Origin of the sequence: Streptomyces violascens (assembly GCF_014649955.1) — a bacterium.
Lineage (GTDB): Bacteria > Actinomycetota > Actinomycetes > Streptomycetales > Streptomycetaceae > Streptomyces > Streptomyces violascens.
Genome location: NZ_BMUA01000048.1, coordinates 1 through 20051, shown reverse-complemented (window position 1 = coordinate 20051; position 20051 = coordinate 1). Strand labels below are relative to the sequence as shown.

Below are 20051 nucleotides of genomic sequence, written 5' to 3'. Positions count from 1 at the left end.
ACAGACGCACTGACCTGCCGGGGCACGAAAGGGTGCCCGCCCCCAGGCTGGGGGCGGGCACCCTTTCGTGACACCCGGTCAGGTGGCTGGGTTAACGAGCGGGTCAGGCCGGGATGGTCGCGGACCAGCCGCGCCGGGAGAACGTCACCGCGCCGTCAGGGTCGACCCGCACCGCAGCCCCGGAGACAGGCAGGTCCCCATCCATCACGAGCCACGTGCGGATACGGTCCAGCTCATCCCACAGGCGCCGGGGGCCGCCCTGGTGGACCGTGGGCAGCTCACGGGCCGAAGGGGAAGTGGCGCGGGCCCAGGAGCCATCCGCGTGCAGCATGTAGACGGTGCGCTGGCGGTCGTCCCCCGTGTGCTGGCGGTGGTCGATGCCGGGGGCGAGGAGTTCGAGGGTGGAGCGCACGTCCCAGGTGTCCGGCACGTACGTCAGCGGATAGCGGCCGGTAGTGACGCTCTCGCCGTCGGCGTGCTGGGCGGTCTCCCACAGTCCGGCGTCCTCGGGCGCGTCGTCGTAGTCGTCGCCGTGGCGGGCGGCCATGAAGGCGGCTTTCCCTTCGGCGACGTACCCGGCCGCACCGCCGTCCTTGGTCTTGTCCGCCACCACGATCAGCCCGGTTCCGGCGAGGGTGGTGACCAGACGGCCGCCGGGTTTCAGCGCGGTCAGCCAGGAGACGGGGACGGACGGCACGGAGACGGTAGAGACGATCCGGTCGTAGCGGTCGGGGAGTTCGCCGGTCAGGTCGCAGACGGCCATGTCCGGGGCCAGGTTGATCAACTTGAGGCGTTCCTGGGCGACTTCGACGAGGTAGGGGTCGACGTCGACGGAGGTCACCTGCGCCTCTGGCAGCCAGCGCGAGAGAAGTGCGGTGCCGTAGCCGCTGCCGGTGGTCACCAGCACGTCACTGTCGTACGTGATCGCGGCGTTGCGGTACATCATGACGACCAGCGTGGGCAGCGTGGAGGACGAGGTCGGCCTGCCCTGGGCGACGGTTCCGGCGGCGGTGTCGTCCGCGTGCAGCGGCCCCAGCCGCGTGACGAGGGTGTCGTCACGATAGGCCGCGCGCAGCCACGTTTCGGTGTCTGCGGCGCCATCGCACACGACGCGCCCCTCCTTGGTCCTCTCCCACCAGCGCGGTACGAACAGGTGCCGAGGCGTCTGGGACAGCGGATCGTGCCAGCGGGAATCGGTCCGGACGATGCCGTCCGCCAACCGCCGCGCATGGCTTTTCCAGTCCATGGGTGTGGGCTCCCTTTCTCGCTCAGTCGCTCGCCGGGCCGCAGGTGCCGCCGCCGCCCTGACTGTCATCGTTGGGACCGCAGTCCGGTCCACACGGGTCCAGGCCCGGCGACGGCGCGCACGAGTCCTCGTTCGGGGTGCAGTTGACCCCACGACGCGGCGGGATCAGGGATTTCACTTCGGCCCACTTCTTTCCGGCGAAAATCGCGGCCAGGCCCTCATCCTGCACCCGCCCGGCAGGCAGAAAACGGCCCAGCACGCAGGGTGTTACGGAACCGTCGGGCAGGACGGCGGCTGTGCCGTGGGCGCACCTGCCGCACAGTGCGGACGTGGACGGCAGCGTCGTTGTGGCGTTGCCCACCGCGCGGACGCGGTCCACGTGGACGGAGGTGACCCCGAGGGCTTCGAGTTCGGCGCGGGCCTGCTCGACGCGCTGCCCGTCCAGAACGTCAACGATGCCCACCTGGACGCGAATGCCCCGGCGCAGGGCCTCGGCGATATTCGCGCGGGTCGCGGCGTGGCTCCCGTCGCGGCCGGTCACCTCGTCGTGGCCGTCGTCGGTGTCCGCGTAGTAGGACGTCGCGAGGCTCACCCCGTCCCGCTCGAAGAGCTGCCAGTGGTCGAGGCGGACGCGGTACAGGTTGCTGTACACCTGCACCCCCAGACCGAGGCCCAGGGCGTGCTCGACCAGCTCCGCGAAGGCGGGATGCAGGGTGGGCTCGCCACCGATGAGCTGGACGCGCTTGACGCCGACTGCGGCGGCCTCGCTGATCACGTGCTTCCAGCCGTCGCCGGTCATGTCGCCGTGGCCCTTGGTCGGCCCGGATTCGGCGTAGCAGTGGGTACAGGCGAGCTGACAACGGCCAGTCAATTCCAGTTCGAGGAACTCAGGGACGGACGCTATTGCGGGTGCCTCTGGCGCGATGGTCACAGCGGGTTCCCTTCGTTGGATGGTGCGGTGAACCTGCCGGTTTTCCCGGCAGGGGTCTGTGGCGGAGCTGCTGCTCAGGAAGAGGTGATCTCCTCTGCCGTCTTGGCCAGGAGCGCCCCGGACGTGTGGGTGTCGTGGTTGAGGACGAGCGAGCGGCGCGGGAGCCGGGCCAGATGCTCGGCCAGGGCTTCGGTGCCGGTCGCGGTGGCGGGGGTCAGGCCGAAGATGTCGGGGTAACGGTCTTCGGTCTTCTGGTCGAAGACGTCCGCGCCGGTCAGCGTGCGGTCGTTGTCGACGAGTGCCGGGGACGCGTCGGCGTTCATGGTCGGGAAGAGGAGCCCGGCCGCGCGGGCCTCGGTGGCCAGGGTGAGGCCGAGCCAGGAGGCGAGCTGATCGGGGAAGAACTGAGGCTTCAGTTCTTTGCCGTCCTCGCGCCACAGCGGCGTGCGGCGGCCGTCCTTTAGTGCCTGCGTCACGGTGGGGTGCTGGGTGGGGTGGAGCTGTCCGCCGGCGAGGACCCTCTCCCGTACCCGGTCGTACAGGCCGGTCGCGTCGAGCAGTCCGAGGCCGAGCGCGGCGGCCGACGGCCACGGCAGTACCCGCACTGTGCCGTCCGCGTCGGGGCGGACGAACACGCGGTCGTTGGCCAGGAGTCCCCAGCCGCGCAGGGCGAGGAGGAGGGCTGAGGTGGTCTTTCCCGCGCCCTTGTCGCCGAGGGTCAGGACGGTGTCCGTGCCCAGGGTGGCGGCGGAGGCGTGCAGGACGGTCCAGCCGTCCGAGAGGAGCTGCCCGCGTACGAGTTCGCGGGCGAGGCGGGCGGCGGCCACGGCGACCGCCTGGCCGTCGTCGCCGACGATGACCAGACGTCCCCGGTCGGACTGGTAGCCGATCCGCTCGCCGGGCTGCACGGCGTAGGTGACGCCGTCCGCGCGGGCGACAAGGGTGCGGGCGCCCGCATAGGTGGTCTCCTCGTGGCCGTAGTCGGTGACGAGGGTGGTGATGTCGTCCACGCGGGCCGGGTCGACGTCGGCGAGGACCAGGCCGCCGCCGCCGGCGATGCCGCCGGGGCTAGGGACGTTGGTCGGGGTGGCGTTCCACCACGGGCCGAAGTAGCGGGTGGACCAGTCGGTGACTGCCGGGGTCTGGCTGGCGACCGTGACGGTTGCCGTGTCGGCGTGGATGCGGGTTGCGGTCAGAGGCACGTGCGGGCTCCTTGCTCGTGGTGGCTGATCTGGCGGTAGGCGGCTTCGAGGGCGGTCCGGGCCGCGAGGAGAGCTGCGGTCTCGTGCGCGTTCAGCTCCAGGGGCTGAACGGTCGGGTGCCCGGCATGGATGTGCAATCGGATTCCGAGCCACACCCCCGCGCGGTTGACGGACAGGACATCGGTGCCGTCTTCGACGTCCAGGAGCTTGCGCAGGGTGGACAGGACGGCGGCGGCCGGTCCGTGGCGGGTGCGGCCGATCCCGGTGTTGATCTGGCGTGGCCGGGCGGCGAGTTCGGCGCGGACCAGGTCGAGGGGCACCGTGCACGTCTGGCCGTGCACGGTGGTGGATGAGGCGCAGATGACTGCGCCGTCGCCGTGCTCGCCGATCACGTAGCCGTCCACAGCTGTGACGGGTACCTGGTGATGGGCTGCGAGTACGGCCCGGTAGCGGACGGTGTCGGTGGCCGAGCCGATCCCGTACGTGGGGGCGCCGCTGATCGTGGCGAACAGCCGGGCCAGGACGTCCACCGGGTTGGTCACCATCACCACGGGAGGGGTGAAGCCGCGGAAGGTGCGGGCGAGTTCGGCGATGAGCGGGGCGTTCGCGGCGAGTCCGGCCATGCGCACGTTGCGGGTGGCGGTGTTGGTGAACCTGGCGCGGGGGCAGATCACCACGGCGTCCGCCTGGTCCAGCTCGGCGACGGGGAGCGCGTGCACGCGGGTGGCGGTGTGGGAGAGGTGGGCCATGTCGTCCAGATCGGTGACCAGTCCGGCGGCGCTCTCGTCGGTGCGGGAGGTGATCAGCAGTCGGTCACACCACGGCTCGCCGACCAGGAGCGCGGCGACGGTCTGACCGACTGCGCCGGCGCCGACGATGCCCACTGTCAGGCCGGTCACCGGGCCGCCGCCCGCATCGCGGCATTCAGCGCGAGCCGCCACGCCGCATCCGGGTCCGTCCCGGCCGCAAGCTGGGCGCTCACCGCGTCCAGCAGGGTGCACAGGGCTCCGGCCCGGTCGATGACGGCCTGGGCGTGCTCGGGCAGCGGCAGCCCGGCGGGAGCGGTGAGATAGGTGGAGAGGATGTTGACCGTGTCCATCAGCCAGGTCACGAGGAGACGGCGCAGCCACAGGCCGCGCAGGGGGCTGCGCAGGACGCGGGTCTGTGCGGCCACGAACGCGGCGATGCCGTCCGCCACCGTGGACACCGGGGCATCCGGGGGCGGGGCGGCGACCAGCGCGAGAACCGTCCGGGAGACGAGTTTTGCGGCGTCGTGATGAGCTGGGCCTCGGGCTAGGCCTGGGTCAATGAACACCGGCGCCTCGGTGGGGCCGTCGGGGAACAGGACGTGTTCCGGCTTCAGGTCGCCGTAGACGATCACGGTGGGGCCGGTCGCAGGGGTCAGGCGGAGTTTCAGCAGCCGGGCCACGACCACGCCGACCACGGCCGCGACACCGCGCCGGGTCCGCTCGTCGAGCCGGTCAACGCCGAGGCGTTCGACGTAGAGGCGTCCGGAGACGCCGTTGAACTTCCGCCGGAACGTGCCGTCGATGGACCGTTCCGGGATGGGCGCGGCGTCGACCAGAGCCGCTACCGGCGGCCTCTGGAGCCCTGCCAGGCCGGTGACGGCTGCGGTCATCAGGGCGCAGGTGCGGGCCGGGTCCTTCGCGATCAGATCGGCGAGGGTCGGGCCGGTGACGGATTCGGTGAACAACACCCCCCTCGCATATCCGACGCACCGCCCGACGTGGACCCCGGCCGTGTGAAGGGCGCGGAGCTGCGCGGCCTCCCGCGCGAGTAGCGAGGCGGGAGAGGCGGCGTATGCGGCCTGTGCTGCCCGGACCGTGTCCCCGCCGCCGGCGAGGCCCCGCAGGACCGAGACGAGAGACAGCCCGAGGATCGAGTCTTTCGCGAACACGTCCCGGGCGCCGATGCGGGCGCGGTGCACGTAGCCGGTGACCGAGGGGACGTGATCGCCGAGCGTCAGCCGTTCGCCGGGCCACAGGTCGGCTGCGGCGCGGTGGATGCGGCCGGTGCTGAGCGCGAACAGGTCGGCGGGCAGCGGTAAGGCGGTCAAGGTGCCTCCTCGGTGATCAGCAGCACGGCGGGCGTGTGCGGTGCCGCCCGCCCTCGCGGGTGGGCGGGCGGCCGGTGTGGTCCCTCTCGGGGTGCGGGACCGGCCCGCGCGGACGGTCCTGCTTCACGGGGGCACCCCGCCGCCGGGGTTCAGGGGGTGGTGCGCAGGCCGTACCGGCCGGTGTGCGGGGCGGCCCGCTCGGCGAGGACGACACTGCCCTCCTCGGGCGCCGGCGCGTACGGACGGGAGAGCCCGACCGGCCGCAGGTCCGCGCGGGCCTCGGAGACGAGCATGGACGTCACGATCGCGAGTCCGGCGCCGACGGCGGCCAGGAGCGCGGCTCCGGCGGCCGGGCCGTCGAGCTCGGGCATCCGGTGACGGCCACTCATGCCGGGGCCTGCCGAGAGGTGTCCGGGGTGCGAGGTGCGGCCTGCGCCGCGCGAGCCCGGCGGCGGCTGATCGCGTCCATCACCCGGACCGAGCCCTCACCGTCCTCGATGCGCCGCCGGTAGTCCTCCCAGTCACGAGGCGTCCAGCGGTCCAGGGCGGCGGGGAATTCCTCGGTGCGGGTCACAGGAACATGCCCCAGTCGGAGCCGCACCCTTCGTTGGAGGCATCGGCGATGTTGCGGCGGCGCTCGCGCTGGAGGGGAGTGCGGCGCGGCTGTTCGGAGTCGCGGGTGTGGGGGCGGGCGGCGGCCAGGAAGGCGTCGCGGTCGCGGAGCAGGGTGGCGACGGCTTCGTACTCGGCGGTCGGCTCGGCGATCATTCCGGTGCTGTAGGTGACCACGCCGCGCGCGGTGTTGTCCGAGAGGGCCTTGCGGACGCGCGTCCATCCGGGGCGGGACATCAACGGGATCTGACGGTCAGGGTCCGTCACGGTCTCGATAACGTCCCAGTCGCGGGCGGTGGCGTACTGGCGGCAGTAGTTGGTGAGGAGGTCGGCGGCGTCCTGGTCGCCCGTGCAGACGTACAGCAGGACGGGTACGCGGCGGGGGGATGAGGTCTCCATGCCGGTAACCATCCCGCTACAGACGGTGCAATCGAAGAAATGGGGCGGACGACTTTGACGATCCGTCAGAACTCAAGTCGTCTGCCCCGTACGACCGTTGCTCAGTCAACGGCCTCAAGTGGTCCGCTACAGCACAGTTTTCGCGGTCGCGGTGTCGAAACCGCCGACGACCGGCCGAGTTCCCACAAGCGCCGCGACCCGGCGCAACCGGCTGGTAGATGCATGCCCGATCTTCTCGACGATGACCCCTGGCAGCGCCTGGTGCCTCGCCCACTGGGGAGCCCCGGTCAAGACCCCTTCCAGGGTGTCCAAAGACGCGTCCCACATGGACGCGTCCGCCTGGGCCATGGCGACGTCGAGCCGGTACCGGTTGCGGGCTGCCGCAGCCAGTCCCCCGAGGGCCCGTTCGTGGATGGAGTCGATCAGCGTGAGGGCCTTCCCTGTCTCCCCGACGGTGACGTTGACGCCGACGGCCTGTGTCGCGGCGGTCTGAGGTCCGAACCTGGCCCCGTGGAAGTCGTGCTCACGGCCCAGCCGTGCGCCGACGGCATGCATCTGTGACAGGAACTCCCCGGCCCGGTCGGCAGCATCGAGCCGGGCCGACGTCACTGCGCAGTGGGTCAGCAGATTCCCGTACACGGCCAGCCGTTCCGGGGCGGTGTCGGAATACCGTGGCTCAACCTCATCGGCCGCCCTCTGGGCGAGGCTGAGCGAGTCGGACAGGCGCCCATCGCGCAGATACACCCAGGAGTACGCGGAATCCACGCGGGCCGACCGCAGCGGGTCACCCGCCCTGGTAGCAGCGACACGGGCATGCCCGACTGCCGCGTATGCAAGATCCCGGGCCCCCAGGAGATTCGCGGCGCACCCGGCGATCTGGTTCGCGTCGGAGAGCACGGCCAGCGCTTCGGCCTCGCCGCCGACGGGCGAGGCGTGGAGAGCCGCAGCAGCCTCCTTCAGCAGCGGTACGAGGACCGCCCCGAGTTCGATGTACTCGCCCCCCCAATACAGGTCCCACGCGCGGCGCACGGCCCTTTGAAGCTCGGCCACGGGAGAGGGCTCGATGTCGTCCGGCAGCACACGGGCCGCGGTGTCGTGGACGGTGCGCCCCAAGGTGCGCAGCATGGCGCGGCTGGCCTGGTCCATGGCCCGGCGGGGCGCCTGCTGGCCGAGAATGACGGACGCATCCACGCTCAGCGCATCCGCGATCTTCAAAAGGGTGGGCAGCGTCAGCGCCTTGTCCTGCTCCGCCTTCTGGATCGTCACGACCGAAAGAGCTGTTTTCTCGGCGAGTTCGGTCTGCCGGATGTCGGCGCGGAGGATCTTGATTCGCTCACCCGTGCTGTACTCCGCCCATTGCGTCATGGCATTCCCTCTCACGTGAGTGGCCTCACTTCGGACGGTACGCGCCTTGACCAGGTGGTGAAACAGGTTTGCCCGCACCGGAGTTGACCGGTACGGGTACCCAGGAACACGGCAGGGAGGGTCAGGCGGCGCAGGCGGCGCGGACCCCGAGGAGAGTTTCGAGCGCGGCCACCGTGCTTTCCTCGCTGGTGGCGTGCACGGTGTGAATGCCGAGGGCCTGCGCCGGCGGAAGATTGACGAGGTAGTCGTCGACGAACACGCATTCAGCAGCCGGAAGGCCCATACGGTCAAGGGTGCGTTGGTAGATCACCGGATCGGGCTTGGCGACGCCTTCGAGTTCGCTGAGCACGGTCACGTCGAACAGGTCCCTCACGCCGATGTGGTTGTACGGGTCGTACGGGTCCAGACCGAAGGAGTTCGACAGCAGCGCCACCGTGTACCCGGCCGCACGAGCGGCGCGGGCAACGCCGATCGTCCCGGCCGCAGGGCGAGCACCGGACCACACACGGCCCATCAGGTTCTCTCCGTCGTCCAGGCCGAGGAGCACAGCCGTGCGCCGGTTGAACTCTGCTTGGCTCATCCGCCCGACTTCGAGCGCCTGATACCAGGCGCGGGCCTCGGGGTTGGTGCCGAGCGCCGCACGCCACGCGTCCGGCGCAAGCCCCTGCGCAGCGCACCACTGTTCGTGTGCCTCATAAACGCCCGAGGTAAGCACTCCGACAAAATCGAGAATCAGGCCCCGAAAGGGGCGCCGCGCGCCGTTGGCGGAGGCAGTCGTTTCGGGCATGCTGGGGGTGTCCTTCCGTGGGTGGCCTCACGGTGGACGGTACGGCACCGCGCCAGATGCGCGGCACTGTCACTGACGGCCCGCTTTCCCCCCCCGGGTGCGGGCCGTCGGCGTACCCGGCACTGGGTCAGTCGGCGCCTGCCCCGCGGGGCCAGGGTGGTTCTACAGGCCCCCGCACCATGCTGAAGCGCCCAGCATCTATCGTCTGTGTCAGCCCTCGCCAGAATGGAGCGCGCGGGTCAGGCCCGGTGCCCAGCTTGCTATGGGGGCAGTACCGCCGGGCCGCCCCATTCGGTCCCCGGCCTGATAGTTGATCGTCCGGACACGGTGAGCGCCCAACCCTCACCGTGCCGGCGACTCTCGGAGTTGACTCCCCCATCCGGCAGGCGGTCTCATGACGCAAGAGAGCCCCGGCGATTAGCGCGCCGGGGCTCTCTTGTGTGTTGTCAGACGGTGGGGAACGGCTTGGTGCGTACGGCCTCGATCACGGGCCGGTGCACGTCGAGGTGTTCGACACGGACCGAGAACTCCGCGCCGAGCCATGTTCCAAGGGCGTCAGCGAAGGCCACACTGCGGTGCCGGCCGCCCGCACAGCCGACGGCCACCGTGACTGGGGCTGCGGTCGGGCCGGACGCGAAGGCGCTGACGGCCGCGGCCGTCGCGTCGAGGAGAGCGCGGATGCCGTGGGTGTCCATGACGTGGCGGCGCACCTTCTCGTCATGGCCGGTGAGCCCTCGCAGGTCCGTGCGTACGTGGGGATCGCGGAAGTGTCGGCGCAGATCGAGGAGCACATCCGGAACGAGGTGCTCGGGGAGGCGGTCGCCGTGGTGGCCGAACCCGAACGACAGGACACGGACCTGACGGCGCATCACTGCGCCTGCTTGCGCCTTGGCCTCGGCGAGTGCCTCGGCGAGGTGGGTTTCACCGTGTTCGTGGACGAGTTCGCGCAGGACGTCGGCGCGGTCCTGGTGGTAGCGGAGGAGCTCGTCCTCCTCGGGCGCGGTGGGCTGCTCGATGTAGGCGGCGAGGGCCCGCTCGGCGGCTGCGCCCTCCTCGTCGAGGCTGAACTCTGCGGCGCGCTCCTGCGTGACGAGGAGTTCGTCGAACCGGGCCCTCTCGGCCGTGCGGGTCAGGAGCTGGTCGGCGCGGGTGCCGAGGGCGGCGAGACGGCGGTACGCGTCGCGCAGGGCATGCAGGGCATTCGCCTTGTCGGGGTCGCTCATGGTGGGTGTCTCCTCCTGGTCGATGGTGTTGGTCGAGTCGGCCGGGGCTCTGGCAGAGCCCCGGCGATGTGGTGGTGTGGTCAGGAGAACGGGGGCCGGTCGATGTCGGTGTCGTCCAGCGGTACCGCGTAGTTGGCGCGCTGCTCCTCGGCCTGGCGGCGGCGCAGCTCGTAGTCCTCACGCTGGTGGGCGATGGCCGCGAGTCGGCCGTACGCCTCGCCAAGCTCGATCGCGGCGCGTGCCCTCGTGATCTGCCGGTCGTCCGGGCCGTTGTTCAGAATGTTTTGCGCGGAGGTGAGGACCGATGCCGCCCTCTCGAAATACATGCCGTACGTGTCGTGGCTCATGCGTTCCCCTGTGATGGCTGGTGGTTGCCGGGCCCCGGGCAGGGCCCGGCGATTGGGCGGGACTCAGGCGGTCGGGGTCAGGTCGGAGGTCCACAGGGGGCGGGAGGCGAGGCCGCCGTCACGGCGGACGGCTGCGCGGACGCGGGGGATGCGGTGGGCAGTGGCGAGGGCCTCCTCGCGGGTGGCTCCCTCGACCCGCGCGAGTTCTCGGCCCTGCTTGTCGGTGATGCGCCACCAGCCTTCGACGAGTTCGCCGGATACCTCGGGTGTGCGCTCGGGGAGCGGGGCGAGCTGGTCGGCGGTGGCGGCGCCCGCTTTGCCAGTGGGGAGGAGGACGTCGGCCCCGGCCTGCCCGTTGGCGCGGCGGTAGACGGACTGGACGACACCGGGCGTCGTCTTGCCGTGCCACGTGAGCCGGACCAGGGCGCCGGGCCGCATGTGCTCGCCGTGCTCGGCGGCGATCTCGTCCTCGTCCTGCGCCTGTTGCGCGGCGCGCCGGGCCTTTGCCTCGGCGCGGGCGGCGTCGAGCTCCTGGTCGACGGTGAGCTCGGCGGCGATGACGTCGGCCGGGGGGCGGGGGCCGACGTGGGCGGCGCAGTCGTCGCAGTGGGCCGGGTCCTGGCCCCAGGGCCGTACGCCGTGCCCGTGGCCGGGCCAGGGGTTGACGCCCTGGCGGCGCAGGACGTCGAGGAGCTGGGCGCAGCCGCGGCGGCGGGCTGCCCGGGTGGCGGGCGCGAGATCGCTGCTTGCTTCCGTGAGGTAGGCGAGGAGGGCGGCGACGTCTGCGAGGTGGCCGAGGAGCCAACGCGGGGCGCGGGTGCGGCCGTTGATGACGTGGTCCCGTACGCGCCGGTTGGCGGGGTCGTCGGCGTCGGTGTGGGTTTCGGCGAGCTCGGCCTCGTAGGCCTTGGCGAACCAGGCGGGGAGCGGGAGGTCGACGTCGTCCTCGGCGGCGGCCGGTGCGGCGGCGGGGTCCTCGATGCCGAGGGCCTCGTATCCGGCGGGGGTGAGCTCCCACACGGTGATGTCGTACGTGTGGACCGTGCGCCCGAGGGTGCGGGTACCGGTGGCGGCGTGGACGGCGTGGATGAGGCCGCGGGTCTGGAGCGAGCCCTCGGTGTTGCCGTTGATCGTCAGGTAGTCGCGCTCTCCCCGCAGGTAGGCCACGACGCGGCCCGGGTTGTCGAGGACCAGCCGGAGGGCGGTTTCCTGGCGGTCGGTCAGCTTCGTCACGGGTGTTTCTCCTTCGGTGCTGGGCGGGGCACCACCATGACATAAGCTGAAGTTCAACTGCAAGTACAACTTGCAGTTTGCTTACAACTCACCTCGGGAGTCCCCCCGCCCTGCGACACAACAGGCCCGCACCCGGCGCGCGGGCAACGGGCCTGACGTGCAGTTGCTCGGGAACTGACAGCAGTACACATCCGGTACGTGCCGAGCCGCGACGACTCGGCGCGGCCGGTGGCCGGGGCCTCCGAGCGGGGCCCCGGCGGCGCGGTCAGCTGGTGACGGGTTCGGTGCCTGCGCCGTACATGCCGCGCACCTCCTTGCCGTCCTTCTTCTGCCGGTGGATCTTGTCGGTCTTCACCAGCTTGGAGAGCGCGTTGTTGAGGGTCGAGCCCTCCAGTCCGGCGGCCTCGCCGATGGCGTCCTTGTGCAGGTAGATGACTTCCAGTCCGAGCGGGTCGGCGTGCTCGGCGAGGACGGCCAACACCTTGTCATCGGCCGATGGTTCGCGGCCGGCGCTAACGGTGATCTCACCGACGGACCAGTTGCCTTCCTCGTCTTCCAGGACACAGACGAGCGCGATCTCCTCGCGGTCGTCCCAGTCGGGGAAGTCGGCGGGGATGGCGATGCGGTTGTGGTCGATGTAGGGGGAGGCGTCCTCCAGAATCCAGGCGCGCATCATTTCGGGGTGCCCGCCAGGACCGGCCACGTAGCCGAGTCCGAAGGTGCGGCGTGGGTCGTCCTCGGGCATGTCGGGGTCGAAGACGATGCCGCGTTCTTCGCGCCACACGGCGGGGATGTCGGCAGGGTTGCAGCCCTTGAAGTTGTCGGGGAGGTCCACCAAGTCCTTTTGCTGGGAGTCGGAGCGCAGCAGGACCAGGGCGCCGCCCATGAAGACGTTGTCACGGATGCTCGCGAGGCCGCCGAGCTGGTCGAGCTGCATGACCTGGTTGATGAGGACGAGCTGGATACCGAGGCTGCGGCCCTGGGCGGCAAGGGCGTCCACGATGAAGGCGGCTTCCTTCTTGTACGGGGACTCCTCCCCGAGGAGGCGTGAGGCCTCGTCGAGGATGACGGTGATCTGGGGCCGCTCAGGGGTGTGGGTGAAGTTCTTCAGGCCCTGCTCTTCGGACTCCTTGATGCGGTGCTGGAGCTGGGCGTAGGCGAGGCGCAGCGCGCCCATGGCGCCGTCCAGTCCGGTGCCGGCGTAGGCGGCCATCTCCGCAACGGCCGGGTTCGAGCTGCCCTTGGGGTCGGCGTAGATGATCGCGTAGCCGTTGGCGTGGGCGGCCAGGGCGACGAGCTGTGAGACGCCGCCCTTACCGGAGCCGGTGACGCCCGCAATGATCAGATGCTGTGCACCCAGCTTGGGGTCTGCCATCTGGAGGCGCGAGGGGAACCCGCTGATGCCCTGGCCGAGCACGACGTAGCCGTTGGCGTTGGCCCGGAGAACGTGCAGGCCGGGGAAGGCGCGGCCTTCCTCAAGCGGGTTCTTGTCCATGAGGCGGATGACGCCCTCGCGGGGGTTGAGGCGCGGCTCGTAGGAGACCAGGAGCGGTGTGGTGCGCAGTGCTCCGGCGAGGTCGAGGCGGTCGACGTGGGGCAGGCGGGCGGTGTCCTCGTCGGCGACGACCAGGGCGGCGCGGCCGCCGGTGTTCGGGTCGTCCTGGACGTCTTCGAGGTGGGTTCCGGGCATGACGCCGCCCTTGCGGGCGACGTGGCGGGCCCACAGTCCTTCGAGGGTGCTCGGGTCGGCCTCGGGCGGCGGGGTCAGGTGCACCGTGATGAGTTTGACGCCGGGGTGCTGGCCGGGGGTGATCTTCACCTGGGCGGCGGGGACTTCGTAGAGGGCGCCGACGGTTTCGGCGGTGACGTTGACCGGGGCGGGCATGGGGGCCTTGATGACGCCTGCCCAGGTGTTGCCGTAGTGGCCGCGGACGGTGAGTTCCTGGCCGGGGTTGGTGCCCTCGGCGCCGCTGATGTACTCGGCCCACTTGCGGTAGATGTCGGCGACCTGGGAGGAGACCGGCGCCGCAGTCTGGGCAGGGGCGGCGGCCACGGCGAGGGTCGGCGCCTTCTTCTTCGCGCCGCCCAGAACGGTGCGCAGCTTGAGAGGGACGAGAGAGACAGCGCCCCACCAGCCCAGGGAGATCAGGGCCGGAACGGAAGGGAAGGCCAGGAACCCGAACGCCAGATTGTCGGCGGCATCCCCTCCCCCAAGTGCGCCGACCGCCAGGGCAGTTGCGGAGGTGACCGAGGACAGGAACAGGGTCGAGCGGTGGGCGCGCAGGATGTCATTGCCGGGGAGCTGGTCCATGAGCGAGGCGGGCACGCGGTTCATGTAGTTGGCTGCGGCGAACGCTCCGGCACCACCAACGACCAGACCGGCGAATCCGGCGGCGCCGGAGTTGAGGAAAGGGGCGCCGGCGCCGATGACGAAAGGGGCCGCAGTGGTGGCGATGGCTACCCGGCGCTCGGTGTTGCTGGCGGCCTGGGCGTTGGTAGCGGTGGTGGACATAAGCAGGGGTTCCCTCTCGAATGCGTGACGGTATCCGCTGGTAATCAGCTGGTAATCAGGGGGAGGGCCAAGGGCTCCATCCGGCGCCCTCCCCCTGCTCCCGGCCTATTGCTGCTGGTACCAGCGGGTGTCTTTCGCGGCGTCGGGGCTGCGGTTCATGGCCTGCTGAATGCCCTCGTGCGAGGCCTTGGCCTGGTCGTCAACGGCCTTGGCTGCCTTGGCGGTGGTGTCGGTGGAGACGGCGTAGGCAATGACCGCCTTCGACAGACCGGCCATGATCTTGGCAAGTTCCGCGGTTTCGGCGATGGTGGCCTGGGCTACGCCCATGCGGCCGATCTGCTCGGCCACCTTGCCGGTGTCCTTCGCGGCCGCGTCGATGACCGTGGTCCGCTGGCGGATCTGCTCGGCGCCCTTGCGGACGTTCTTCGCGAGGGCCTGAACTTCGCGGCGGAGCTGACGGTATGTGACCTTCGCAGCCATTAGGCGGTCTCCTCGTAAAACGCCTTCTCGGCGGGGACAGTCTCGGGCGAGTCGACAACGGCCTTGTAAATCAGCCCGTCCCGTTTCTCGACGTTGGCAAGGACAACCCGGCAGGACTCGGCGGCGCGGACAGCGCGCTTGCGGGATTCCTCGGCGGCCGCCGCCTGCACCTTGGCGGCCTCGGCAAGGCGGCGGAGCGTGGGCAGCAGCTTCGCCCCGCCGCGAACCCCCTTGGTCTTCTCCATCAGCGTGTACGCGCTCCTGGCCTGCTGATTCTCGTAGGCGACCAGAGCCTTGAGGACTTCGGCGACCTTGACCATGTCAGCGGCCCGCGCCTTCAACCGGCGCTCGAACGCCTTGAGGGTGCGGACCTCACCTCGGGTCATCGACGCGCGGGCGGCGCCGGCACCGAGCTGGACGCCTTCCTTGTCCACGCTGTTGACCTGAACGGGAGTGACGTCCGAGGTCGCCTGTCCGCTGCCGGGGGCGGCCGCGGGCTGGTGGTAGTCGGCGCTGCTGTGGCCGCTCACGGGGGAACTTCCTTCCTGCGGGTTCTGTGGGGAGCGGTCGGCTTTGCGCTCGTCGCGGGCCTGGTCGAGCTGCTTGCGCTCCTGCTGGGCCTGCTCGCGTCCGTCGGCGTAGCCGTCGCGGGCACCGTCGCGGTACGCCTCGATGTGGGCGACGCCCCGGGCGGCCCGGTTGCCGTCGCGGTATCCGGCCTCGCGGGAGGACTGCGTACGCGGGCGGCCGCCGGTGGGTGTCTGGCCCTGCTTGGTCTTGTCGTCGCCCTGGGCAGCGGTGTCCTTGCCGTCCTTGTCGGTCTTGGCTGCCTCGGGCTTGTCGCTCTTTTCGGTCTTCTCTCCGGCCTTCGGCTTCTCGCCGTCGTCCTTGACGGCCGGGTCCTTCTCGCTGGTCTTCGGCTTCTGGCCGTTGTCCTTGGCGGCGGGGGCCTTCTCGTCCTTGCCGCCCTTGTCGCCGGTCGACTTGCCGCCGTCCTTGTCCTTGGCGGTGGTCCCCTTCGGGGCGGGGGCGAGGCCCTGGCCGCCGGTGCCGTCGTGGACGGTGGTGGTGTTCTTGTCGTCGCGGCCAGTCTTGGCCGCGCGGCTGTCGGCGTGCTTGTCGTCCTTGGAGTCCTTCGAGGACTTCGCAGCGGTGTCGTGGTTCTTGTCGTCCCTGGCGGTCTTGGCATCCCGGTTGTGCTTGTTCGCGTCCTGCTTGTGGTGCTTGTCGTCGCGGCCGGTGGTGTCCGCCTTTTTGGCGTCCTTGTTGCTCTTGGCCTGGCTGGTGTTGTTTCCGGTGTGCTGGCGCAGGTTCGCGCCCTTGTGGGCCTTGTCGCTTTTGTTCGCGTTGGTGTTGGTCGTGGTCGTGCCGCCGACCCGGTTCTCGCTGATCGTGTGGGCGGTCTTGGTCTGGTGGGCCTGGTGTTTGGCCTTGTCGGCCTCCAGGCGCTTGATGTTCGCCCCGGCACCCTTGCGGTAGCGCTCGGCAGCCGCGAGGAGGAACGCGCGGATCACGCTGCCTTCGCTCTTGCCGCGGCTGGTCCCCTCTTCGTCCTCGTCGCCGTCGTCGCTGTGGTGGTAGTCGGCGCTCGACCCGGCGGCCTCGTCGTCGGTGTCGTCGGCGGCCGGATGGGCGGGGGCGATCGGGGCCAGAGCCGAGGCGAGGAAGCCCCGCGGCTCGTCCGCCGGCGGAGCCGGGACCGGGGCGGGCTCCGGGCTGGCGCCCGGGGCGCCGGTGGTCTCGTCCATGAGTCGTCGTCACTCTCACTTCGTACCTACTTACTACTTCCCCGCCAGGAGGCCCCGCGCGTGCCCGCGCGGGCACACAAGAGGGCCTCTGACCTGGGAAGTAGTAAGTAAGTAAGTCGGTAACTGCTACGCCTTCTTGGCCTTCTTGGCGCCGATCACGGCGAGGACCGCACCGCCGCCGACGATCCACAGCAGGCCGTTTCCGGAGCCGCCACCGCTACCGCCGTCGTGGGCGTTCAGGCCGCTGGAACTGGCGGCATTGGTCATGTCCTTGCCGGTCTTGGTGTCGGACCAACCGGCGCCGTCGCCGAGCTTCTGGCACTCGTCGACGACCTGCGTGCGGTTCCAGGGGCCGCCGCTCTTGCCGATCTGCGCCGAGCCGTCCTTGATGCAGGCATTCAGCACGGTCTGCCGGTCGGTGGCGGCCTGAGCGTTGGCCTTGTTGATCTCCCTCATGCGCTCCAGCTCCAGGCGCTCCCGCTGAAGAGTGATCTCCTGGGCGCGGGCGTCGGCCTGGTCGGAGTCTGCGGAGTAGGCGGTGTAGCCGACCAGGGAGGCGCCGAGGATGGCCGCGCCGGCAAGCCCCAGGACGATCTTTCCGCGCGGGGTGAGGCCGGTCTTACCGGACGGGGCGCCGCCGTAGGGGGTGTGGTCGATGATGTCGACCTTCTCGTGCTGGTCCCACCCGGCAGTGAGCCGGTCGAACTCGTCGCGCTCATCGGGGTTCATCAGCGCTACTCCTTGTTGCTCAGGGCGGCGGCGGCCGACCGGTTCAAAAGCGTTTCGACGTCGCCAAAAGTGCGGCCCGAAAGGTCGTTCCAGGCGTAGAACTCCATGGACACCCCGGCCTCGGCGAGGGTGGCGCGCATGTACTCGACAGCGCGGGCCCGCCCGGCGGGGGTCACGTAGCCGTGGTGTTCGAGGACGGTCTGACCACCCCGGATGCACAGGCGCCCGGACGGGCTGATGTCGAAGGACTGCCCCCATCCCCACGCCTGAAGAAGGTGTGTGAGCTGGATCAGGTGGGCGGAGGGGATGAGGGGCTGGGCCACGGAGTCGTAGACAAGGCCCCAGTTGGACAGGGCGGTACGGACGGACCGGGGCAGGAGTGTCCGGCCGCGTCCGGGAGGCGGGGGCACAGCCAGCACCCTGCGGCGCCCGCCGATGACGACCGGCACCGCGTGCACCGCGGGGGCCGGGGCCGCCGCCGGGAGGCGGCGGCCGGTCTGGCCGCTCGTGTTGGTGGCGGCCATCGTCAGACCCCCGCCGCTTCCAGGCGCCTCGGTTCGCCGAAGGCGTGCCCGTTCACCCGGCGGAAGTTCCGCAGGGTCATCCCGCGAGCCGAGCCGAGCCGGTCAATCAACTCCGCGCCCTGCTCGGCGCGAATGCCTACCGCCTTGGCGAGTGTGCGCGGGCTGATGGTGCCCTCGGGCCCGATCAGTCGGCCGTCACTCTCGGCCCGCTCCTCCAGCTTCGGCAGGGCCTCGGCGGCGGCGTCGATAAGCGCGTTCCACTCGTCCTCGGTCCGTGCGATGCGTGTTCCGCCGGCGGGTCCTCGAAGGGCCTGCTTCCCAGACGGGACGGGGAATTTCGTGCCCTTCAGGGGCCTGCCGAGGACGTCGACGAGGGTCACGGTGGAGGGGGTGGCGGTGACGCCCGGGATGATGAGTACGGGTCCGTCGGGGTCGTCGTCGGCGGTGTCCTGGTAGGGGGCGGCGGCGAGCTGACCGAGAGCGGCGGTCACCTTGGCGCGCGTCGTCGCGGCGTTCTTGATGACTTCCTCGGTCAGGCCGAGCCCGGCCTGATGCTTCAGCTCCCACCACACCTCGCGGGCCTCGCGCGGGGTCATGTCGGTGCCGTGGATGGTCTTCAGGCGCCAGGAGCAGAACGCGGCGACCGGGTGCGAGAGGCGGAACGCCCAGTCGGCGCGGCGCTCCTCCAGCGACTTCCGCTTGCCCTTCGCGTGGCCGGTGTCCTTCTGGAGGGCTACATACGACTCGACGGCGGCGACGGACAACAACGCTGCGAGCGCGAGGGCCCAACCGGCGACGGGTCCGAACAGCTCGCTTCCGTGCCGGTAGTTGATGTAGGCGGCGACCCCGGCGAGGGCGAAAGCGCCGACGCGGTACCGGCCGACGGCTCCGCCCCTGAGAGCGGCGTCCAAGCCGTGGATCACGAACACCCACGCGGCGCACTCGACGACCAGGGCGAGGGAGACACCGATCCAGCCGAGCACCTGCCCGGGGGTGGCGGCGTTGTGGAGACCGGCGAAGTAGTCGATTTGGAGTGGCAGGGACGCGCCGACGGACACGAGGAACGCGACGACAGTGATAGTCAGCGCGCGGCGCTTGGTCATCAGACGGCCAACGCGCTCGGCGCGCTCCGTGCGAGTACGCGACCGGCGGCGCTTCGAGGCAGCCGTGCCGTTCTCCTTCAGGGCCTGGCGCTCCAACTTGCCGCGCAGGCGGTTGGTCTTGCGGTCCTCGCGTCCCTGAACCTTCCCGACCTTCGCGGCCTCGGAGGCGGCGGCGGCCTCACGGCTGACGGTGATCTGGTCGATGGCGGCCCGCGCCGCGCGGGTACGCGGCACGGCCGTGTTCTCGGGGGTCGTGCTCACTGCGGGCCCTTTCGGATGGTCGTACGGGTGGGCGCTCACGGGGCGGTCACCGTCGGCCGGTCGGTGTCCGTTCCGGTGATGTCCAGCTCGGCGAGCAAGAGCCGCAGCAGGACGTCACGGCCCCATCGGGTGTTGATCAGCTCGCGGGACTTGGCGGCGTAGGCCTCGCCCAAGTCGACGTAGTCCTCGGCGAGCCGGGCGAGGTGCGTGCGCAGCTCGGCGAGCTGGCGCCCCTGCTCCTCGTTCAGCTCGTCGGCCTCGTCGGCGCGGTGCTCGGCGGCGTCTGCGCGCTCCTCGGCGGCGATGACGTCAGAGTCGGTCTGCTTCGGGTCCTGGCGGATGGTGCGCAGGTGACGGGCGAGGCGGATCATGCGCGGGCTCCTGCCGTCGCGGTGTCCTCGTGCTGCATCTGGGCGAGAACCGTGACCAGGGTCGAGAACGTGGGCTGCCGGCGCCTCGCCTCGGCGCAGATCAACTGGTTCGCGCGGGCGCTCTGGTCGAACACGGCGAACTCGCGCACCGTGAGGAGGTCCTCGTCGGGGATCTCTCGCAGGGCGGCGGCGCACTGCTCGCACCCGCTGAGGTGGTCGGCGATGAGCGCAGGGCTTGTCGACTCGTGCGGGTAGCGGTACGCGGCCCGCAACAGGCGATCGGCCTCGTCGCGCTCCTCGCGCGCTTCGTCCGGCGCCCGGTCGGTCTGTCCGATCACGGCGAGCTGCGCCTCGCCGCGCCGGACGAGGTCCGGGTCGATGTCGAACGCGGCGGCGTGCCGGATCAGCACTCCGGCAATCTCACGGATCGCGTCCTCGATCCGGGCGTCCCCGTTCGACAGGATGTCGGTCAAATCCCGCCCCGCGGCCCGCAGTTCCCTGCGGTCCCGGGACACGGTTTCGAGGGTGTCCGCGATCTCGTTCGCGACCCGCTCGGCGTCGTCGGCGCGCTTCTCGGCCTCGTTGGCGAGGCGCGCCTCCGTCTCGTACGCCTCGGCCCACGTGTCCGCGATGGCCTCGTACGCCTTCACGTCCTTGTCGGCCTGGGCGACGTCGGCGCGCAGTTCGTCGAGGACGGTCGTCCGCACGATGCGCAGCGACAGCGGGAGGCGGCGCGGCACGGTGATGAACTCCGGGTCGACGAGCGCCTCGTACTCGGCCTCGGCGGCGGACGGCTGGGGGGTGGTGTGCTCGGTCATGGTCACTTCGGCCTCTCCTCGGTGAGGGCGGCGGTACGGGGGTGGGGGTGGTGCTCGGCGGCCCAGAGGTGCGCGCAGCGTGC

General features: G+C 70.7%; 21 protein-coding genes. All 21 read right to left on the bottom strand.

Features of this window, described 5'->3' with window-relative positions:
* Window positions 1-103: 103 nt before the first annotated feature.
* The 21 genes from IE206_RS40525 to IE206_RS40425 all read right to left on the bottom strand — a co-directional run bounded on the left by IE206_RS40525 (window position 104) and on the right by IE206_RS40425 (window position 19974).
* A complete protein-coding gene (locus tag IE206_RS40525; protein WP_189971513.1) occupies window positions 104-1246 on the bottom strand; it encodes a methyltransferase domain-containing protein in 1143 nt (380 codons plus the stop codon).
* A gap of 22 nt (window positions 1247-1268) precedes the next feature.
* Window positions 1269-2177 carry a radical SAM/SPASM domain-containing protein gene (locus IE206_RS40520; RefSeq protein WP_189971511.1) on the bottom strand — a complete coding sequence of 303 codons (909 nt, stop codon included), beginning with the start codon at window positions 2175-2177 and terminating at the stop codon, window positions 1269-1271.
* A gap of 74 nt (window positions 2178-2251) precedes the next feature.
* On the bottom strand, window positions 2252-3379 hold the full coding sequence (locus tag IE206_RS40515; RefSeq protein ID WP_189971509.1) for a phosphoenolpyruvate carboxykinase (ATP): 1128 nt from the start codon (window positions 3377-3379) through the stop codon (window positions 2252-2254).
* Window positions 3370-4278: a lactate/malate family dehydrogenase gene (locus IE206_RS40510; RefSeq protein WP_189971507.1), complete on the bottom strand. Its 909-nt coding sequence runs from the start codon at window positions 4276-4278 to the stop codon at window positions 3370-3372. Before IE206_RS40510 ends, IE206_RS40515 begins: the two co-directional genes overlap by 10 nt.
* Window positions 4275-5456: a phosphotransferase gene (locus IE206_RS40505; RefSeq protein WP_189971504.1), complete on the bottom strand. Its 1182-nt coding sequence runs from the start codon at window positions 5454-5456 to the stop codon at window positions 4275-4277. Before IE206_RS40505 ends, IE206_RS40510 begins: the two co-directional genes overlap by 4 nt.
* 149 nt (window positions 5457-5605) lie before the next feature.
* Window positions 5606-5845, bottom strand: coding sequence for a hypothetical protein (locus IE206_RS40500; RefSeq protein ID WP_189971502.1), 240 nt, complete (start codon window positions 5843-5845; stop codon window positions 5606-5608).
* A complete protein-coding gene (locus IE206_RS40495; protein ID WP_189971500.1) occupies window positions 5842-6030 on the bottom strand; it encodes a hypothetical protein in 189 nt (62 codons plus the stop codon). Before IE206_RS40495 ends, IE206_RS40500 begins: the two co-directional genes overlap by 4 nt.
* Window positions 6027-6467 (bottom strand): recombinase family protein, encoded by a 441-nt coding sequence (locus IE206_RS40490; protein ID WP_189971498.1) that lies wholly within the window; start codon window positions 6465-6467, stop codon window positions 6027-6029. The genes IE206_RS40495 and IE206_RS40490 overlap by 4 nt, the downstream gene beginning before the upstream one ends.
* A 126-nt stretch (window positions 6468-6593) precedes the next feature.
* The gene (locus IE206_RS40485) at window positions 6594-7832 is read right to left on the bottom strand and encodes a helix-turn-helix domain-containing protein (RefSeq protein WP_189971496.1); all 1239 of its coding nucleotides are present in this window, start codon (window positions 7830-7832) and stop codon (window positions 6594-6596) included.
* A 121-nt stretch (window positions 7833-7953) separates the two neighbouring features.
* Window positions 7954-8619, bottom strand: a complete 666-nt coding sequence (locus IE206_RS40480; RefSeq protein WP_189971494.1) for an HAD-IA family hydrolase — start codon at window positions 8617-8619, stop codon at window positions 7954-7956.
* Between the two features lie 446 nt (window positions 8620-9065).
* Window positions 9066-9842, bottom strand: coding sequence for a RapZ C-terminal domain-containing protein (locus IE206_RS40475; protein ID WP_189971493.1), 777 nt, complete (start codon window positions 9840-9842; stop codon window positions 9066-9068).
* Between the two features lie 80 nt (window positions 9843-9922).
* Entirely contained in the window at window positions 9923-10189 is a 267-nt protein-coding gene (locus IE206_RS40470) for a hypothetical protein (protein WP_189971491.1), read from the bottom strand.
* 63 nt (window positions 10190-10252) lie between these two features.
* Complete coding sequence (locus IE206_RS40465) at window positions 10253-11422, bottom strand: hypothetical protein (protein WP_189971489.1); 1170 nt, start codon at window positions 11420-11422, stop codon at window positions 10253-10255.
* Window positions 11423-11687: 265 nt separating this feature from the next.
* On the bottom strand, window positions 11688-13934 hold the full coding sequence (locus IE206_RS40460) for a hypothetical protein (RefSeq protein ID WP_189971487.1): 2247 nt from the start codon (window positions 13932-13934) through the stop codon (window positions 11688-11690).
* Window positions 13935-14039: 105 nt separating this feature from the next.
* The gene (locus IE206_RS40455) at window positions 14040-14414 is read right to left on the bottom strand and encodes a hypothetical protein (RefSeq protein WP_189971485.1); all 375 of its coding nucleotides are present in this window, start codon (window positions 14412-14414) and stop codon (window positions 14040-14042) included.
* A complete protein-coding gene (locus IE206_RS40450; RefSeq protein ID WP_189971483.1) occupies window positions 14414-16162 on the bottom strand; it encodes a hypothetical protein in 1749 nt (582 codons plus the stop codon). Before IE206_RS40450 ends, IE206_RS40455 begins: the two co-directional genes overlap by 1 nt.
* A gap of 126 nt (window positions 16163-16288) precedes the next feature.
* Window positions 16289-16891 (bottom strand): hypothetical protein, encoded by a 603-nt coding sequence (locus IE206_RS40445; RefSeq protein ID WP_189971481.1) that lies wholly within the window; start codon window positions 16889-16891, stop codon window positions 16289-16291.
* Between the two features lie 5 nt (window positions 16892-16896).
* Window positions 16897-17415: a DUF6197 family protein gene (locus IE206_RS40440; RefSeq protein WP_189971479.1), complete on the bottom strand. Its 519-nt coding sequence runs from the start codon at window positions 17413-17415 to the stop codon at window positions 16897-16899.
* Between the two features lie 2 nt (window positions 17416-17417).
* Window positions 17418-18779 (bottom strand): hypothetical protein, encoded by a 1362-nt coding sequence (locus IE206_RS40435; protein WP_189971477.1) that lies wholly within the window; start codon window positions 18777-18779, stop codon window positions 17418-17420.
* Between the two features lie 35 nt (window positions 18780-18814).
* A complete protein-coding gene (locus IE206_RS40430; protein WP_189971475.1) occupies window positions 18815-19150 on the bottom strand; it encodes a hypothetical protein in 336 nt (111 codons plus the stop codon).
* Window positions 19147-19974 carry a hypothetical protein gene (locus IE206_RS40425; RefSeq protein ID WP_189971473.1) on the bottom strand — a complete coding sequence of 276 codons (828 nt, stop codon included), beginning with the start codon at window positions 19972-19974 and terminating at the stop codon, window positions 19147-19149. The genes IE206_RS40430 and IE206_RS40425 overlap by 4 nt, the downstream gene beginning before the upstream one ends.
* Window positions 19975-20051: the final 77 nt, after the last annotated feature.

Bases quoted from the DNA above. Each gene is read 5' to 3' on its own strand.
- IE206_RS40445 (WP_189971481.1), bottom strand. From the start codon at position 16,891: ATGAACCCCGATGAGCGCGACGAGTTCGACCGGCTCACTGCCGGGTGG.
- IE206_RS40470 (WP_189971491.1), bottom strand. From the start codon at position 10,189: ATGAGCCACGACACGTACGGCATGTATTTCGAGAGGGCGGCATCGGTC.
- IE206_RS40455 (WP_189971485.1), bottom strand. From the start codon at position 14,414: ATGGCTGCGAAGGTCACATACCGTCAGCTCCGCCGCGAAGTTCAGGCC.
- IE206_RS40500 (WP_189971502.1), bottom strand. From the start codon at position 5,845: ATGAGTGGCCGTCACCGGATGCCCGAGCTCGACGGCCCGGCCGCCGGA.
- IE206_RS40450 (WP_189971483.1), bottom strand. From the start codon at position 16,162: ATGGACGAGACCACCGGCGCCCCGGGCGCCAGCCCGGAGCCCGCCCCG.
- IE206_RS40430 (WP_189971475.1), bottom strand. From the start codon at position 19,150: ATGATCCGCCTCGCCCGTCACCTGCGCACCATCCGCCAGGACCCGAAG.
- IE206_RS40525 (WP_189971513.1), bottom strand. From the start codon at position 1,246: ATGGACTGGAAAAGCCATGCGCGGCGGTTGGCGGACGGCATCGTCCGG.
- IE206_RS40485 (WP_189971496.1), bottom strand. From the start codon at position 7,832: ATGACGCAATGGGCGGAGTACAGCACGGGTGAGCGAATCAAGATCCTC.
- IE206_RS40490 (WP_189971498.1), bottom strand. From the start codon at position 6,467: ATGGAGACCTCATCCCCCCGCCGCGTACCCGTCCTGCTGTACGTCTGC.
- IE206_RS40460 (WP_189971487.1), bottom strand. From the start codon at position 13,934: ATGTCCACCACCGCTACCAACGCCCAGGCCGCCAGCAACACCGAGCGC.
- IE206_RS40475 (WP_189971493.1), bottom strand. From the start codon at position 9,842: ATGAGCGACCCCGACAAGGCGAATGCCCTGCATGCCCTGCGCGACGCG.
- IE206_RS40480 (WP_189971494.1), bottom strand. From the start codon at position 8,619: ATGCCCGAAACGACTGCCTCCGCCAACGGCGCGCGGCGCCCCTTTCGG.
- IE206_RS40440 (WP_189971479.1), bottom strand. From the start codon at position 17,415: ATGGCCGCCACCAACACGAGCGGCCAGACCGGCCGCCGCCTCCCGGCG.